Source organism: Bacillus sp. ILBB4, assembly GCF_035064545.1.
Classification (GTDB): Bacteria; Bacillota; Bacilli; order Bacillales; family Bacillaceae_H; genus Priestia.
This window is the reverse complement of the sequence record NZ_JAIQVD010000003.1, coordinates 821,928-838,289: the sequence shown is the minus strand read 5'-3', so window position 1 is coordinate 838,289 and position 16,362 is coordinate 821,928. Positions and strand designations below refer to the sequence as shown.

General features: G+C 39.8%; 16 protein-coding genes. 3 read left to right on the top strand and 13 right to left on the bottom strand.

What is annotated here, in order from left to right:
- Window positions 1-10: 10 nt before the first annotated feature.
- The 7 genes from LAV82_RS16445 to LAV82_RS16415 all read right to left on the bottom strand — a co-directional run bounded on the left by LAV82_RS16445 (window position 11) and on the right by LAV82_RS16415 (window position 9,784).
- The gene (locus LAV82_RS16445) at window positions 11-607 is read right to left on the bottom strand and encodes a TerD family protein (protein WP_013057397.1); all 597 of its coding nucleotides are present in this window, start codon (window positions 605-607) and stop codon (window positions 11-13) included.
- Window positions 608-895: 288 nt separating this feature from the next.
- Complete coding sequence (locus LAV82_RS16440; protein ID WP_499716490.1) at window positions 896-4,534, bottom strand: multifunctional 2',3'-cyclic-nucleotide 2'-phosphodiesterase/3'-nucleotidase/5'-nucleotidase; 3,639 nt, start codon at window positions 4,532-4,534, stop codon at window positions 896-898.
- An 811-nt stretch (window positions 4,535-5,345) separates the two neighbouring features.
- Window positions 5,346-5,792, bottom strand: a complete 447-nt coding sequence (locus LAV82_RS16435; RefSeq protein ID WP_013057399.1) for a DUF6376 family protein — start codon at window positions 5,790-5,792, stop codon at window positions 5,346-5,348.
- A 397-nt stretch (window positions 5,793-6,189) separates the two neighbouring features.
- Entirely contained in the window at window positions 6,190-7,170 is a 981-nt protein-coding gene (locus LAV82_RS16430) for an ABC transporter permease (RefSeq protein WP_014459751.1), read from the bottom strand.
- Window positions 7,163-8,074, bottom strand: a complete 912-nt coding sequence (locus LAV82_RS16425; RefSeq protein WP_499716489.1) for an ABC transporter ATP-binding protein — start codon at window positions 8,072-8,074, stop codon at window positions 7,163-7,165. The genes LAV82_RS16430 and LAV82_RS16425 overlap by 8 nt, the downstream gene beginning before the upstream one ends.
- A 13-nt stretch (window positions 8,075-8,087) precedes the next feature.
- The gene (locus tag LAV82_RS16420) at window positions 8,088-8,882 is read right to left on the bottom strand and encodes a GDSL-type esterase/lipase family protein (protein ID WP_499716488.1); all 795 of its coding nucleotides are present in this window, start codon (window positions 8,880-8,882) and stop codon (window positions 8,088-8,090) included.
- Window positions 8,883-8,905: 23 nt separating this feature from the next.
- Complete coding sequence (locus LAV82_RS16415; protein WP_029322244.1) at window positions 8,906-9,784, bottom strand: NAD(P)-dependent oxidoreductase; 879 nt, start codon at window positions 9,782-9,784, stop codon at window positions 8,906-8,908.
- Between the two features lie 348 nt (window positions 9,785-10,132).
- Between LAV82_RS16415 and LAV82_RS16410 the strand changes: the two genes are divergently transcribed.
- Window positions 10,133-10,333, top strand: a complete 201-nt coding sequence (locus LAV82_RS16410) for a cold-shock protein (RefSeq protein ID WP_013057405.1) — start codon at window positions 10,133-10,135, stop codon at window positions 10,331-10,333.
- Between the two features lie 206 nt (window positions 10,334-10,539).
- Here LAV82_RS16410 and pdxR read toward each other — a convergent pair whose 3' ends face one another.
- The 3 genes from pdxR to LAV82_RS16395 all read right to left on the bottom strand — a co-directional run bounded on the left by pdxR (window position 10,540) and on the right by LAV82_RS16395 (window position 14,245).
- A complete protein-coding gene (gene pdxR, locus LAV82_RS16405) occupies window positions 10,540-11,973 on the bottom strand; it encodes a MocR-like pyridoxine biosynthesis transcription factor PdxR (RefSeq protein WP_013057406.1) in 1,434 nt (477 codons plus the stop codon).
- A 186-nt stretch (window positions 11,974-12,159) separates the two neighbouring features.
- Window positions 12,160-12,402 (bottom strand): hypothetical protein, encoded by a 243-nt coding sequence (locus LAV82_RS16400; protein WP_499716487.1) that lies wholly within the window; start codon window positions 12,400-12,402, stop codon window positions 12,160-12,162.
- Between the two features lie 142 nt (window positions 12,403-12,544).
- The gene (locus LAV82_RS16395) at window positions 12,545-14,245 is read right to left on the bottom strand and encodes a pyruvate oxidase (protein WP_057273333.1); all 1,701 of its coding nucleotides are present in this window, start codon (window positions 14,243-14,245) and stop codon (window positions 12,545-12,547) included.
- A 282-nt stretch (window positions 14,246-14,527) separates the two neighbouring features.
- On the opposite strand from LAV82_RS16395, the gene LAV82_RS16390 reads away from it, so the two are divergent.
- Window positions 14,528-14,728 (top strand): cold-shock protein, encoded by a 201-nt coding sequence (locus LAV82_RS16390; protein WP_013057408.1) that lies wholly within the window; start codon window positions 14,528-14,530, stop codon window positions 14,726-14,728.
- Window positions 14,729-14,920: 192 nt separating this feature from the next.
- On the opposite strand, the gene yjcZ is transcribed toward LAV82_RS16390, so the two are convergent.
- Window positions 14,921-15,058: a sporulation protein YjcZ gene (yjcZ, locus tag LAV82_RS16385; RefSeq protein WP_013057409.1), complete on the bottom strand. Its 138-nt coding sequence runs from the start codon at window positions 15,056-15,058 to the stop codon at window positions 14,921-14,923.
- A 267-nt stretch (window positions 15,059-15,325) separates the two neighbouring features.
- On the opposite strand from yjcZ, the gene LAV82_RS16380 reads away from it, so the two are divergent.
- Window positions 15,326-15,562: a hypothetical protein gene (locus tag LAV82_RS16380; RefSeq protein WP_013057410.1), complete on the top strand. Its 237-nt coding sequence runs from the start codon at window positions 15,326-15,328 to the stop codon at window positions 15,560-15,562.
- A 29-nt stretch (window positions 15,563-15,591) separates the two neighbouring features.
- Here LAV82_RS16380 and LAV82_RS16375 read toward each other — a convergent pair whose 3' ends face one another.
- On the bottom strand, window positions 15,592-15,864 hold the full coding sequence (locus LAV82_RS16375) for a hypothetical protein (protein WP_211079089.1): 273 nt from the start codon (window positions 15,862-15,864) through the stop codon (window positions 15,592-15,594).
- A gap of 142 nt (window positions 15,865-16,006) precedes the next feature.
- Window positions 16,007-16,204, bottom strand: a complete 198-nt coding sequence (locus tag LAV82_RS16370) for a hypothetical protein (protein WP_013057412.1) — start codon at window positions 16,202-16,204, stop codon at window positions 16,007-16,009.
- Window positions 16,205-16,362 lie beyond the last annotated feature (158 nt).

Genomic DNA, 16,362 nt, shown 5'->3' with positions numbered 1-16,362 from the left:
TTCAAGTTGTTTATTTTGTATATTTATTTGCAATTTCACCTAATCCAGTATCTCTCGTTGCATCTCCAGTTGCGGAAAACTTCCATTCTTTCCCGTCTCGGTAAATTTCACCTGCAAACAAAGCGGTTGCTCCTGAATGGTCTTCAGATAGATTAAAGTAGACAAGCTCTTCGTTTTTAGCGCTGTCTACAACACGAATAAACGCATTTTTAATCATACCGAAATCTTGGTTTCGCTCAACACACTGATAGATGTTGACCACAAACACAAGTTTATGTACGTTTCCAGGAACCTTTTTTAAATCAACAAAAATTTGTTCATCGTCTCCTTCACCTGCTCCGGTAAGGTTATCGCCTGAATGCTTAACGCTCCCGCAGTTACTGTGACGATTTCCAAAATACACAACGGCTGAGTTACTTACAAGCTTATCGTTTGAATTTAGCATAAGAACAGATGCATCACAGTCGATACTTGGTCCGTTTCCTCCGAAACCAAAAAAGCTGCGTTTTTTTACAGGATCCCATCCTAATCCAACTGTAATAGAAGATAGGCCTTCTCTTCCTTTTGTTAAATCAATTTTTTGACCTTTTTGTAGATTAATAGCCACTTTTATTTACTCCTTTACTGTAACGAACATATTCTATTTCAGGTTCTATATAGCTCTATATCATAGCGCAAATAAATGAAAAAATAGTGAAATCTTTTATACCACTTTTAACGTTTACGTAAATCTTCTTTCCATGGAAAGAATACCACAATCTGGTGATTGTTTCAAAAATTAAGCTGTCTGTTATGTCGTAAATTAATTGATTTAAAGTTTGAAAGTGAAGATAATCTACTAAAAAAAGACTGTCTCTAAACCGGAAATCCGAGTTATGAGACAGTCTTTTTTGGCTTATTGAGCTATTTTTAAAGTAGGTTCTTGCTGTTCAGCTGTTTTAGCAGCTGCTACGTTTTGAATGCGTCCTTCAGCTGTGTATTCAAACGGGCTGTTAAGGGTTTTAATATAGTTTACCGTTGCTTGTAAATCTTCTGGTCCCACTTCCATACCTGACGAAAGTGCACCAATACCGTATTTTTCGTTTCCGTACATATAGTTATTGACTACTACTGTATATTCTTTTTCTTTGTCAATTTTACTTCCATCTGGAAGCGTGATATCGACTACTTTATTAGTACTACTGTCCCACTTATAGTTAAAGCCTGCAACATGGAAATCTAGTCCGGATGATGTAATTTGATTGTTTAACACCGTTTCTAAATCTGCTCCGCTTAGCTTTACTTTATTTAAGACGTTGCCAAACGGCTGAATCGCAAATAAATCACCGTATGTGACGTCACCAGAATCAAGCTGTGAACGAACGCCTCCGCCATTCATTAAAGCAAAGTCAGCGTTCATTTCTGCTTTCATGCCGTCAGCAATTAAGTTTCCAAGCGCGATATCGCCTGTTGGTCCGCTAGAAGGATAGCCTTTTGCCAAATCTGTAGATGACTTCCCAACCACTTCTGCTTTAATAGGCGCTGCTAAGTCTTCGTACTTTTTCATAATGCTTGAAACTTCAGGATCTGGCGTGTAGTCTTTTTGATATACGGTCACAATTTTTGCATCTTTTTTCACGATGTCACCCGTATTATCGATTTCAACGTCTACGTCAGAAAACGCTGAGCCGTATGAATAAGCTTGAACAATTAGTTTGTTATCTACTACTTTGTTGTTGTATACGTGATTGTGAGCTGAAAAGATAACGTCAACTTCATCATCAATTTTTTTAGCGATATCGGCTGCATCAAATTCGGTAGACGTTCCATTTTGATTAGATGGATTATGTGCAAGTACTACAATTGCTTTAATACCCTTCTTTTTCAACTCTTCCGTATATTTATCAATTGCTTCTGCTTCGTCCGTAATTTTTAAGTTTTCATTTCCTTTACGAACAATCATGCTTGGCGTTTCTTGTGTTACAACGCCGATGAATCCAATTTTCTTGCCGCCTACTTCTTTTATCGCGTAAGGTTCTGTAATTAATTTATTCGTTGAAGTATCATAAGCATTTGCCGCTATAACCGGGAAATTCATGCCGTCGTATCCTTTTGTTCCTTTTGGATGGTCTCCCCCTTCAATCATACGGTGAAGCTCAGCAATGCCTTCATCGAACTCATGATTTCCAAGCGTGCCTACATCAAATCCAAGTGATTCCATCACTTCAACCGTTGGCTCGTCTTGAAACAGCGCTGAAACTAACGGGCTTCCGCCAATCATATCTCCAGCATGAACTAAAAGCGTATTCGGATTTTCAGCTTCTTGTTTACGAATAGCTGCTGCTGTATACTTCATATTTCCAGCTAACAGCGATTGGCCATTTGACGTAATTTTTGTATCTGTATCGAGCTGACCGTGCAGGTCGTTCATGCCCAACAGCTGTACCTTTGTATTATCTTTGGATTCACCGTTTAGGTTGATTTTGTAAATGCCAAATCCTTTGTCATCCGTTTTATTTGTATACGTAATGTTGCTTCCTTCAGTTAAATAGCTTTCTCCGCGCGGTGAGCTTGTGAACGTCACGTTAGCCGTTCCGTTAATTGGTGCAATAGACCAGTTATCGTCAGCTGTAGGCGTAATTTCTTTTTGCTCGGTGATGTAGTCCATTAGAATTTGACGGTTTTCATCCGCTGAATCCACCACAAGCTCGCTTCCTTTTAGACCAGGGAAGTTTCCGCCTCCGCCAGCTCGGTAGTTATTTGTCACAACGATAAACTCTTGATTCGGGTCAACCGACTTGCCGTTATACGTTAAGTTAACAACTCGGCTTGAATCCGCATGAATCACGTTTCCATTCACATCGTATTTTGCTGGTTTAGTGACGTCAATTTGATATTGAACGCCGTCAATGACGTCGAAGTTATAAACAGGGAAACTTGGATTTAATAATTCCTGCTCTTCTGTTTTATTCGGTGTAATTTGATTAAACTTACCGGCAGACATATCAATCCAGTCTTTTACAACGGAACCTTTTACTTTGACCGCTTTTAACGTGTTGTCATATAGATACAGGTCACCTGCGCTTCGAATCGTTAAGTCACCTTTTTTAATTTCCGTATATTCATCTACGCCGTTTCTTCCTGCTTTAAAAGGTGCTCCGACTGATAAAATCGGAAGGTCTTTATATTCCGGCTTGTTTTGAGAAACGTATTTTTCCACGTAGTCTTTTTGTGCATTTGTTACAACTTGAATAGACGGGTCATCTTTCACAAGAGAAAAATAGCTGTGAATATCATCCGTCGTTTTACCGATTGGTGTGTTCACGTATTTAACCGTTGCATCGTGATCTTTTTGAACCGCTTTAACAACACCTTTATCCGGTTCTACCGTACTTTGCGTAACCGTTTTCCCTGACGCGTCTTTTATGTCTTTATACGTTTCACGCGTGGACGATTGAGAGTTTACTACTTTCCATTTTCCTTTTTCTTCTTTTAACGTTAAGTCAATTAAGCCAAGTGATCCTCCGCCGTAACCTGCTTGGACAGCCGGAACGCCGTTGATTGTTCCTTTTGCATTATCGACGCCAGGAAGAGGCTTTTTATCTGCTCCGAGGAACAAACCGTCTAGCGCAGCTTCCGTTTTAGCAGGGAAGACTTTATGCGTGTGTGAAAACGTAATAGCATCAATGCCTTTTACTTCACTTAATGAGTAAATCACATCTTCCGTGTTTTGCTTATTGCTGCTAAACCCAGAGTGAGCCATCGCGACAACTACGTCCGCACCTTTTTTCTTCATTTCTGGAATGTACTTGTTGGCTGTTTCTACAATACCTTTTGTAATGACTTTTCCATCAAGGTTTGCTTTATCCCAATCGTTAATTTGAGGCGGCACAAAACCAATGAAACCAACTTTAATCGTTCGTTTCTTTCCATTTTCATCAACGACTTTTTTATTCATAATTTTATAAGGCGTAAATTTATTTTTATCGTTTTTCGGGTTGTTGTCATGATCATCAACGTAGACATTAGCATTTATGTAAGGAAAGTTCGCGTCGTTATACGCTTCTGTTAAGAAGTCTAATCCATAGTTGAACTCATGATTTCCAAGTGTTGCAATATCATAATCCAGCTGATTCATTGCTTTAAATACAGGATGAACTTCGCCTTTTTTCAGCGGGTCAATCTTAGCTTTATACGTGCCTAGGGGCGTTCCTTGAATGAGGTCTCCGTTATCTACTAATAAGCTGTTTTTTACTTCTTTTCGAGCATTTTTAATTAAGGTAGCGGTTTTAACTAAACCCACTTTCTCGTAAGAGGCATCTTTGAAATAGTCATAGTTTAATAGATTCGTATGAACATCGGTTGTTTCCATCAGGCGTATGTTCACAAGCGCATCTTTTTTATTATGGCCTTGATGCTTGCTTTGCTGTGAGCTTTGTCCAGGATGACGTTCTTCCGCTCCTGCCTGTGTAGTTAAAAGAGGCATAGATAATAGAGAAAGTGCCAGTGATGTGGATAGGATTTTTTTCGTTTTACTACTTTTGTTCTTTTTCATCTACCATTCACCTTTCAAGTAAGTTATCATCGCTATAAATCTAGCAACTGTTCAAAAATAGTATAGCAGAAAAGATTTATAAAGGATGTAAATTTTTTGATTTTTTAGTAAACCATTTGTATGCGTTTTATTAACTTTTTGTAAACCGAAAAAATTTTTTTTAGTTTCTCTCTTTAAAACCAAAGACTATAGTTTTTATTAATTGGATGAACCCTCCTTTTTAAATGAGTCTTATTACCTAATACATCAACGTTCCCACGCCCTCTTTTAATTTTAAAAAAAATTTATTTCAAGCGGTGTGTATATATGTACTATACATAGGATATGAAAAGCAGACATTAAGTTTGTCACAGCTTCTAACAAAATTTCGTAGATGTAAAAAAGAAAGAGAAGGTTTTTGCCTTCTAATAAATAGATATATTTATATAATTTTACATTTATAACAAGAAAACGATGTTGAGTCATAAGACATAACTACATCAATCGAATCTAAAGGCGAACAAAGAGGATCAATGAGCTAGTATGAATCGCTTGTGACACCGCTGTGGATTTCCGTGCAAGACTTCGCTTTCCGCGGGCGGCCGATGAGCCTCCTCGTCGCTTGCGCTCCTGCGGGGTCTCATCTGTTCCGCTTTTCCCGCAGGAGTCTTCGTCTTGCCCTCCAATCCACAGCTAGAAGCACCTATACACGTGAAGCCTACGTTCACCTTACAAATGAAAAAATCCGAACGAAGTTGATTCTCCATCAAGAACCTTGATTCATCGTTCGGATTTTCTTTAGTTAACATACTTTTTTCTCAGTTGCGTTTTCTTACTGACCTAATTCTTTAATTTGTTTCATAATACTTGATACATCTTGAATTGATTGAAACAATTCACTGTTTTTTAGCGCTTCTGGATTGAAGCTGCCATCCTTTATATTGGCTTCATACGCTTCAATTCCACTAATGATTTTTTCGTTTTGTTGAACAAGCTGATCGTGCACATCAGAAGCGATGTCAGGAGCTTTTGTTTTATTAAATTCTTCAGCTTTCCCTTTCATTTGCTGCAGCTTTTGCTCTAGCTTCTTTATTGCCTCGTCGTCATTAACAGCTTTTTCCGCTAGAGGCGGTATTTCTTCAGCAAACTTTTGTGCTTCACTCACGTAATCTTTCGCATCGTTTGCGTAGTTCAACGTACTGCTTGTATCTTCAAGAAAAGAACAGCCGCCGACCATAAAAAGAACAGCAGTTGATATGACTAGCATCCACTTTTTCACTTAGCACTCAACCTTTCTTATTTTCTTTTCTGCTATCTTCTTTTCGATTTTCGTTTCTTTAACTCTTTCATAATAATGGGTACAGCTTTTTTTATTCCTTTTTTTACAGCGGGGCTTTTTAACAGTCTCGATAGTTTTGACATTTTTAAGCTCCTCTCTCATTTTGAAATAACAAAAAACACCTTTACCACATGTGGTAAAGGTGTTTGTATCCAGACCTTTACCAATGGCAACATTGGCAAAGGTCTCGCTAACAATTTGCATTGTCAATAAAGCCGGAGATAATAATCTCGAAATGACGACTTTACTGCAAGAGCTACTCCCCTTTGAGCAAAACAGCATTTTTTGTTAATACAATCATAACGTACGTTCCTGATTATCGTCAACTTATATGGAATTAGTACACGTCTTTTTTGGTAAATACCAGAAACGACACGAGCAGCCCGGCAAGTCCCCAAATGGTTAAAACACCCAAGGAAAACCCTAAGGTCATTCCTTCAGTCGGAGGAGCTGTGCCTTGCAGATAAGAAGTTAAATTTAAATTGACCATAAACAAGTACTTAGCTGAATTCCACGAAGAAACCATACTGCTTAAAATCGTACCTGCAATCAAACAAGCAAGCATCACACCCATACCAGCAGCCGTACTTTTAATTAAAACGGACAGCATAAAAGCAAGCGTTCCAACAACAAGTGATACAAACCAAGCAAGGCCAAATTCCATTAAAATATATCTCCACTGCGAAATTAAATGAACGTCCGCTGTATTCAAATCATTGCCCTGCACGCTAAATCCCGTAAGAATAGGCGCTGTCCAGCCTTTAAATCCAAATACAACACCAGAAATGAGATACGACAAAACGCCAAACATTAAAATTAAAAACGAGACGGACATGACGAGCGTGATGTATTTACTAAGCAGGATTTTCCACCGTTTCACAGGCCTCGTCAACAATACCTTGATGGATCCCAAGCTGTACTCTGAAGACACTAAATCCGCTGCAATAATCATAATCATCAGCGGCAGCAAAAGCTGAATGGCGTTTTCAATGAACCCTCGCACAAACGTTGGGGCTCCTGGTTCTGAAGGATTGATATCGTTATCTAAGTAATACTGTTGCTGCGCCACGCGAATTTCAAGCTGCTTGCGCCAATCATCTGAAATTTGGCTTCCGCTCAGCCGGTTTTGCGTATCGATAATTTCTTGCTGCAGCGTACTGCGCCAATCGGTCGTTCCTAGCTTTTCTTGAAGGCGCTGTGTTTCGCGAAGCTGAGCATATGTGAACATGGAAATCAAAACGCCCATAATAAGGGTAACGATTAACAGGCGCTTTTTTCGAACGAGCTTGATCATTTCATTTTGAACCAAACTAATCAATCGATTCGCCTCCTGTCATTTCGATAAATAAATCTTCAAGAGTTGGAAGCTTTCGATTCATTTCTTTTACCGTTACTCCTGCTTGAATGAGCTGTTTGTTCCACTCTCCCACTTCAGATTCTTCATAAAACGTCGTGACATATTCTCCCTGCACTTGCACAAAGTCCGTCACTTGTTTTAAGACGTCTATTCCCACAGGCTGCGGATCTAGCTTCCACAGTAAGCGCTCTTGCTGAGTTAACAGGGTCTTCACCGATTCTGTGTGAATAACTTCTCCTTTTGCAATAATCGCTACTCGGTCACACATTAGCTGAATCTCACTCAGCAAATGACTCGATACTAAGACGCTTAGACCTTCACTTTCAGCTAAAAAGCGAATGAATTTACGCATGTCCCGAATCCCAGATGGGTCGAGTCCGTTCGTTGGCTCATCTAAAATGAGCACTTTCGGTTTTCCAAGAAGCGCTTGCGCAATTCCTAAACGCTGCCTCATACCTAATGAATACGTGCGAACTAAGTCGTGGATACGCTCTTGTAAGCCAACTAATTCCACCACTTCATGAATGCGTTCTTCCGTCATAGAAGGAATCATGCGTGAAAAGTGCTGCAGATTTTCCCAGCCGCTTAAGTATGGATACAGCTCAGGATTTTCAACAATACAGCCGATATGCTCCATCGCTTTTGTAAACTGCTTCGATACGCTGTACCCACAGATAGAAATCGAACCAGCCGTCGGGCGAATCAAGCCGACAAGCATTCGGATCGTTGTTGTTTTACCAGCTCCATTTGGCCCTAAAAAACCAAATACTTCGCCTCTTTTTAGTTCAAAATCAATATTTTTGATGATTTCACGTTTTCCTATTACTTTTCTCAGTCCTTTTACTGAAAGCGTTACTTCACTCATATCATTCCCTCCCTTACCATGTAATAAGTGATGCTACACGTTCTGCGATCAGCTTGTAGCCTTTTGCATTCGGATGAAACTTATCAGTATATAAGTAATCATCTACCTTTAGCTGAAACAAATCAAAGGTCGGTACAAAAACAGTTTGCTTATAATTAGCACTTAATTCACTGCTTCTGTAATTCCATTCTCGTACAATAGCCGTTGTCGTTTTTGCATCTTGCAGGTTACTAAACGGATTGTATAAACCAATTAAAAAAATTGTTGCGTATTTATTTGCCGACCGGATGCTTTTTAAGATGCTGTCTACGTTTTTTAAATAGTCATTTTCTAGCTTTTGAATATTGTTTTTATTTAAGTTCTGCAGCGTTTGTCCGCCTTGAAATAAGTCATTTCCTCCAATGGTGATCAGCACGGTATCTGCCGACTTAATCTGCCGCTGAATTTGCTGCTGCTTTACTTGACCTGCCAGCTGCGAAGACGTTTGACCTTTTATTCCAAAGTTACTTAAAAGAATTTTCTTCTTCGTTTTTTCTTCAAGATTCTCTTTTAAATACCCAACGTATCCTTTTCCCGCTGCATCTCCTGTTCCTCTTGTCAGTGAATCTCCTAAAGCGACAATCGTATAATTCTTTGTACTTTTGTTACTGCTGCTTGTTTCCTGCTTTGGCTTTGGCATTTCTTTTACAGTAGCTTTTGAGGCGCTAACATAATCATAAATAGACATTCCAAGCCCTGCTGCAAACAGCAGACACGAAATAATCGAAATAAAGGATACAATCCATACCCACTTTCCTTTCGCTTTCACTGGCTGCACTCCTTTTCGTCTTTTTAGTTATCTTTTTTTAGAGCTTCAACTGTTTTTAGTAAAGCGGACCAGTCTAAATGACCCCAGCCATTTTCGATTCCTTGTTCATAATGACCTTTCACAAGCTCTCCTAACGGAAGCGGAGCGGACACTTTTTTGGCTGCATCAATAGCCAAGTTTACATCTTTTAGTCCAAGCTCCAGCTTGAACCCGGCTGGTTCAAAGTCTCTTTTAGCAATTAAATTGCCGTAATTTTTATACACAGGAGATGCAAATAAGCTATTAACCACTTCAAGAAACTCCTCCGCTTGCATGCCATACTGTTCTACCATGACTACTGCTTCAGAAACAGCTTCTAACATCGAAACTAATAAAAAATTATTGCCAAGCTTAGCTACATTTGATAAGTAAGGCTCGTCTCCTACAGTGAAAATAGTTTGACCAATCGCTTCAAACAGCGGCCAAACGTGCTCTCTTGCTTCTTTATTACCTGCAACTATTACTTTGAGAGCCGCAGCTGCTGCTGCGTCGGGGCGACCTAAAACAGTCGCTGCAACAAAATGCTGTCCTGATGCAGCATGTGCACTTGTTAATTTTTCCGACAAATCTACGCTAATAGTACTCACTGAGACGTGAATACCACCTTCTTGAAGACCTGCAAGTACACCGGCTTCTGAAAGCGTTACTTCTTCTAAAGCCTTGTCATTGGAAAGAATCGTAAAGACAAGATTCGCTTCTTGTGCTGCTTGAGCAGGTGTCTCCACAACCTTTGCTCCTTTTTTCACAAGACTTTCCGCCTTCGAAGCAGTGCGGTTATAAATAACAAGTTCATGACCCGCCTTTATCATATTTTCCGCCATCGGTAATCCCATATTTCCTAAACCAATTAAACCCACCTTCATCTTTACCACTCCATTTCAGCACTCAGTATGTACGTTTCTTATACTTTTCGTCTATCTTTAGAAAAAGCACATTTTCATTATTATATAACTACAGTAAAAGCGAATACAAAGAATAGCCTTTCTATAATGTTCAAAATGTGACATTTTTTAGACATGATTTATGAAAAACTTGTCAAAAAAATACGAATGGTTTTTAAATAAAGCGCTTGCAAACATAGGAAATTTCTGCTAAGATGTAAGAGAATTATTTTTGTTCGGTGGGGATGTATGAGTATTGTCACTTTTCGTCTTTAGATTTGAGCAAGAATAGTACCACAATGTGCGAGTCCGCACGAGGAGGCAACAATTATGGAACAAGGTAAAGTAAAATGGTTTAACGCAGAAAAAGGTTTTGGATTCATCGAGCGCGAAGGTGGAGACGATGTATTCGTACACTTCTCAGCAATCCAAAGCGAAGGCTTCAAATCTTTAGACGAAGGTCAAGCTGTAACATTTGACGTAGAACAAGGTCAACGCGGACCTCAAGCTGCTAACGTTCAAAAAGCATAAGAAACACAACATATCAGAAACAGATCCTTTAAAGGATCTGTTTTTTTGTGTACAAACATAAAAAAAAGCCCTGTTTTTCAACAGGGCCAGTCGGTACAAATACAGAAGTAAAGTTAATGGTACTCTTAGTATAGCACAAGATCATAACAATCTATACGAAATAATAAAATAAAACTTTCATCCGGCACGTTTACCTATGTTTATAGCTATTCCAGACTCTCTAGGGCGCTCGCAAATCGTTTAATTCCCTCTCGAATCACCTCTTCTTCTCCTCTGCCAAACGTAAAGCGAATAGCTCCGCTTTGAGAACTCAGCACGCTTCCTGGGACAAAAGCCACTCCTCTTTTAAGCGATTCTTCCAATAGACGATAGTCATCGACCGGCTGATTCACTTTGCACCATAAGTGAATCCCGCCTTGAGGCGAATCGAAAGATACTTTTGATCCGAGCAACTCGTTCAGACTCGACGACAGGGCATACTCTTGCTTTTTGAGCTCTTGTCTAAGCTTTTCAATATGCGAAGAAAACGTAGGAGAATCTAAGAATTGATAAGCAATCCACTGCGGAAAGATGCTGTGACCAAAGTCAATTTGCTGCTTAGCATCTGCCAGGCGCTGAATCACTTGCTCTGGCCCCACTATCCAGCCAATTCGAAGGCCCGATGCCACGATTTTAGAAAGCGAGCTGATATAGAGGACATTTCCGTTCTCGTCCATCGATTTCAGCGTTTGATGTACATTTCCGTCAAATGCCGTGAGTGAATAAGGATCATCTTCAATAAGCGGAATGCCGTATTCTGAAGAAAGCTCTAAAAACCGCTTTCGACGCGCTTCTGATAACACAATACCGGTCGGGTTTTGATAATACGGATTTAAAAAAACCATACGAATGCGATGCTTTTTATGTAATTCTACTAAGTCGTCCGGGTTGGCTCCATTTTTATCTACAGGCAGCAAAAACGTTCGTAAACCTGCTGATTGAAAAAGCGGCAGTGAATAGCTATAAGACGGATCTTCAATCGCTACTGCGTCTCCTGGTTTTAACAAACACTGCACAATCAAATGAAGTGCTTGCTGTGCACCTGATGTGATTAAAATGGAATTAGCATCGGTGGAGATTTTCCGGTACTCATGAACATGAGCAGCAATAGCGTCACGCAGACGTTCATTGCCGTGCGGATGATCATAGCCTAAATGCTCATTAAACGGCATGCCCGCTAATATTCGCTGAAAATCTTCACTTGGAAACAAGCTAGGAGCTAATTCTCCGCTGGCTAAGTTTACAAAATCTGTTCGCAAAGCTTCGCTTCTTATTCGCTGTACGAGCGGTAAATTAGGCAAAAATGAACCGTCTTCTACATATCTCCCCCAGTTTGGAATACGTTTACGGGAAATTCCCCAGATGCTCGAACTAACTCGCGTGCCGCTTCCTTTTTTACGTTCTACGATTCCAAGTGCCTGCAGCTCTTCATAAGCAGCTACTACCGTGCTTCTGTTCACGTTTAGCTCAGCAGCAAGCGTTCGTTCTGATGGCAGCATAGAATCCGGCGGAAACGCTCCCGATGAAATACAGCTTTCAATATATTCTGCAATTTGTTTATAAATCGCTTTTTTGCTAGCGCGATCTGGTCTCCAGTTCATGCGGCGTCAGTCCTTACATTTAAACTTTCTTATTAGTAGTTTATCCTTTATCTCTCTTATCTTAAAGCAGTTTTATAAAAAAAGATCATCCAATTCGGTGTTTTTTTGCTCATCCACTTTATCAAAAATTATAATAGTAGCTATTTTTCATTTTTAGGTATTTTAGTTTACATAATAATTTTATAGTTAATCATATTGAATAAATTTCACCATAAAAAAGAGATTGAGACATAACCACACCAGTCCAATCTGAAGACGAAAAAATGGGATACATGAGCTCATATGGGTTGCTTGGTACACCGCAGTTGATTTCCGTGCAAGACTTCGCTTTCCGCGGGCGGCCGATGAGCCTCCTCGTCGCATACGCTCCTGCGGGGTCTCACCTATTCCGCTTTTCCCGCAGGAGTCTTCGCCTTGCTCTCCAATCAACTGCTAGAAGCAACGAAATACATGAAAACTACATTCACCATGCCAATAAAAAAAACCCAAACGAAGTTGATTCTCCATCAAGAATCTCGATTCATCGTTCGGATCTTTCTTCAACTAAACTACTTTCGTCACGGCCTCTTTTTTATAGAGGAGGTAAATCTAGCTTGCCTTCTTGAAACAATTCTTTCACCATATGCTTGGCATAACCCGTTGCTTGCCCTAGCGTAATCTTAGCTGGCATAGGGGCTTCGTTTGCATCAACGATTACATCGATAATACACGGCTTGTTTTGTCTAACAGCACTTTCAAAAGCTGGCAGCAGCTCTTCTTCTTTTTCTACTCGGTAGCCAACACCTCCGCAAATATCTGCATACCTGGCAAAGTTCGGATTTGTTAAGTCTGTGCCGAATTCAGCATTTCCCATTACTTCTTGTTCAAATTTAATCATACCGATTTTATGGTTATTAAATAGCACCACAACTAGCGGAAGATTGTATTTAACAGCTGTAATAAAATCTGCCATGGTCATCGCAAAGCCGCCGTCTCCACAGACCGCAAACACCTGCTTATCCGGATAAGCAATTTTTCCAGCAAGTGCGCCCGGCAGCCCGCATCCGAGAGTCGCTAGCCAGCTTGAAATCACAAACTGCTGATTTGTCATACGAAAATGACGCGCCATCCATACTGTGACGTTTCCTACATCTACGGACAAGACCGCGTTATCAGCCGCTACGTGCTGAAGCGCTCGAATTACTCGCTGAGGCTTGATAGGTAGACTTTCTTTTGCCTCTTGGGTATCAAGCTGACTCCACCACTTTTTCATACGTTCTTGACTTTGCTCTAAAAACTGGCGATGCTCTGAGCGGCCAACGTTTTCTAAGAACCACTGAATTGTTGTTTTTGCTTCTCCGGCAAGCCCTGCATCTACAGGATATCTTTTGCCAATTTGTGCAGGATCAATATCAATATGAATCGTTTTCGCATGGTCTGGCAAAAAGCCTGTAAACGGATAGGACGTTCCAATCATGATGAGCGTATCCGCTTCTTGCATCGCTTCATACGCTGGCTTTGTCCCGATTAATCCAAGTCCTCCAAGACAATACGGATGTTCATCCGGTATTGCGCCTTTTCCAGGAAGCGTAAGAACAATAGGTGCTGCGATTTTCTCTGCAAACGCAAGCAGTTCTTCTCTCATTTCATGTGTGCCTCGACCGGCTAAAATAACCGGACTTTCTGCTTTACCAATCAAATCTTTTGCCTTTTCAAGGTCTTCTCTGTGAGGAAAGACGTCTTGTTTAACGATTATGCTTGATGTTTCTCGTGCTTCTGATCCGATTTCAAAACGAGGGATATCATCGGGAATGGTTAACACAGCCACACCTTTTTTAGCATAAGCTGTTCGAATCGCTTGATTGACAACAGTGGGAAGCTGTTCAGCGGACATGATTCGCTGGTTATATACAGCCACGTCATCGAACATTCGCTCTAAATTAATTTCTTGAAACGCATCGCTTCCGATAAGATCAGACTCCACTTGCCCCGTAAGTGCTAAAACGGGAGCTTTGTCTAACTTTGCATCATACAAACCATTCAGTAAATGAATCGCTCCCGGTCCGGCAATAGCCGTGCATACACCGATTTTACCCGTTAGCTTTGCATATGCAGCCGCTGCGAGAGCTCCCGCTTCTTCATGCCTCACTTGAATAAATTTAATTTTGTCCTGGGCTTTGCGAAGCGGTTCAATAATTGAATTAATGGAGTCTCCTGGCATGCCGTAAATATGGTCAACGCCCCATTCAATTAACAGTTCAATCAGTTTTTCCCCTGCTTTTTGTTTAAACATATGACTGACCCCTTTCTTCTTATATATAGAGATAGTGTGACCTGATACGCTCTTTCTTACTTATTTTCACTCGTATAATTTTCGTTTTCTTTCATTAAATGAATGACCGTTTTCGTTAAATTTTCTTCATTCCTTGCAATTATCATTAACTTTTGCTATTCTATAAGAAGAATTATTTTTGTTCGGCAACAATCGATAGGTGAATACTTTCGTCTTAAAGATTTTGATCATGAGCAAGGATAGTAATACAATGTGTGCATAGCACACGAGGAGGCAACATTCATGGAAAAAGGTACAGTAAAATGGTTTAACGCAGAAAAAGGTTTCGGATTTATCGAGCGCGAAAACGGCGACGATGTATTCGTACATTTTTCAGCAATCCAAAGCGAAGGATTCAAATCTTTAGACGAAGGTCAAGCTGTAACATTCGACGTTGAAGAAGGTCAACGCGGACCTCAAGCTGCTAACGTTCAAAAAGCATAAGTAGAAAAAGACTCTGAAATCAGAGTCTTTTTTTTATGTAGAACCATGCATAAAACCTTTTTAACGTGTAGTTTGTACACGTTATTATAAATAATAAACTAAAAAAGTCTCTTCATTCCGAAGAGACCTTTTGTGGAAGAAATAGTTGAAGAAATAAAGTGTGGATGTTGCGTCGTCATCATTTTTTAATAATTAGCACCAGCCGCCGCCGAAGCAAGAAGCGCCGATGATGATTAATAAGATGAAAAGTACAATGATTAAAGCGAAACCGCCGCCGCAGCCACCGCCGCCATAACCACAACCGTATCCGTAACCTCCGTAGTATCCCATGTGTTTCACCTCCATTTGCTATACTTTAAGATATGTGGATTTAGTTAAATTGCTCCTAATAATTCCATAGAACTTTTGAAAATGTTTGTCATACACTAAAAATACTGCGTTTTTCAAACATGCCCCACAAAGAGATAAAACATTTGATTTTGTGGGCATTTACTCCTCTTTTCTTTATCTTTTAAAAATGTAATCGCTCCCTTTTTCATGAATGTACACCGTGCTGAATACGTTTAGTTATGTACACTCAAACGGGAGGGATTTAATATGTTAACACTCGAAATTTCAAAGCAAATCGTTAAAAACGTCTACCCTATTGTCTTATCGAATCGCAGTAAAATCTTTCAAGAGGAAGTGAGCGTCGCCGCGTTGCAAGACTACTTTGGTCTTGATCATGCCTTTAGCGTGTATGCAGCTGCCACCATTATTTATCAGCTAGAAGCCGACGGGTATGTATCCAAACCTCTGAAGCGCAATGAATACAAGCGAATTTTGCTCAAATAAAAACAAGCATCCTCGCAAGGATGCTTGTCTTATTTATAGCTATACCTGTCGAATAACTGCTCGACTCTTTTGTGGTAATCGGCAAGGTAGTCAGAAAGCTCAGTTTCACTCAATTTATTTGCCTGTTCCTCAAATAGTGACAGCAGCGAAATTTTAATCATTGCCATTTCCGTTTCCGAGCGATTTTCATTTCGCAAATCTTTTTTTAAATTCCACAGGCTTTGCTCCATTTCATGCTTTAATTGTTCTAGTGAGTGTGTTTCTTCAGATCCGGCACGAATGTCTTTTTTAAATCCACTCATCTTATCACTCCTCGCATTTGCACCTGCTAGATAGTATCTAATGTATACTATACCATAAATAACTATACGAGGCTTAAGCATGCCTTTTAAGCAATTGGTCACAAAATAAAAAACATCTCTTTGGATGTCTTTACGTTACCTTTTATCTTACTTCGTCTTCTTCACCTTTTACATATTTAAAAAATGAATCAATCATTTCGTTTAAAAAATCATTGCGATCTTCAAAATTCATAATTTCTAAAAATTCCACAATATCCTTATCTAAGCTAATAGAAGCGGGAACATAAGCAGCCGCTTCCCTTCTTTGCGGGAATGGAATCACATTATTTTTCTTCTTCATAAAACACCGTCCTTTTTCTGTGCTTTACTAGTGTAAGCTTTCAAGGAACGATTTGCAAGTCCCTCTGATGTAAAATTTTATATAAACCTTCTTCTGAAAAGACAGGGTATATCTTTAGCTGCTCAAGTAGGATCATTTGACATTAGCTTTTCCATGTT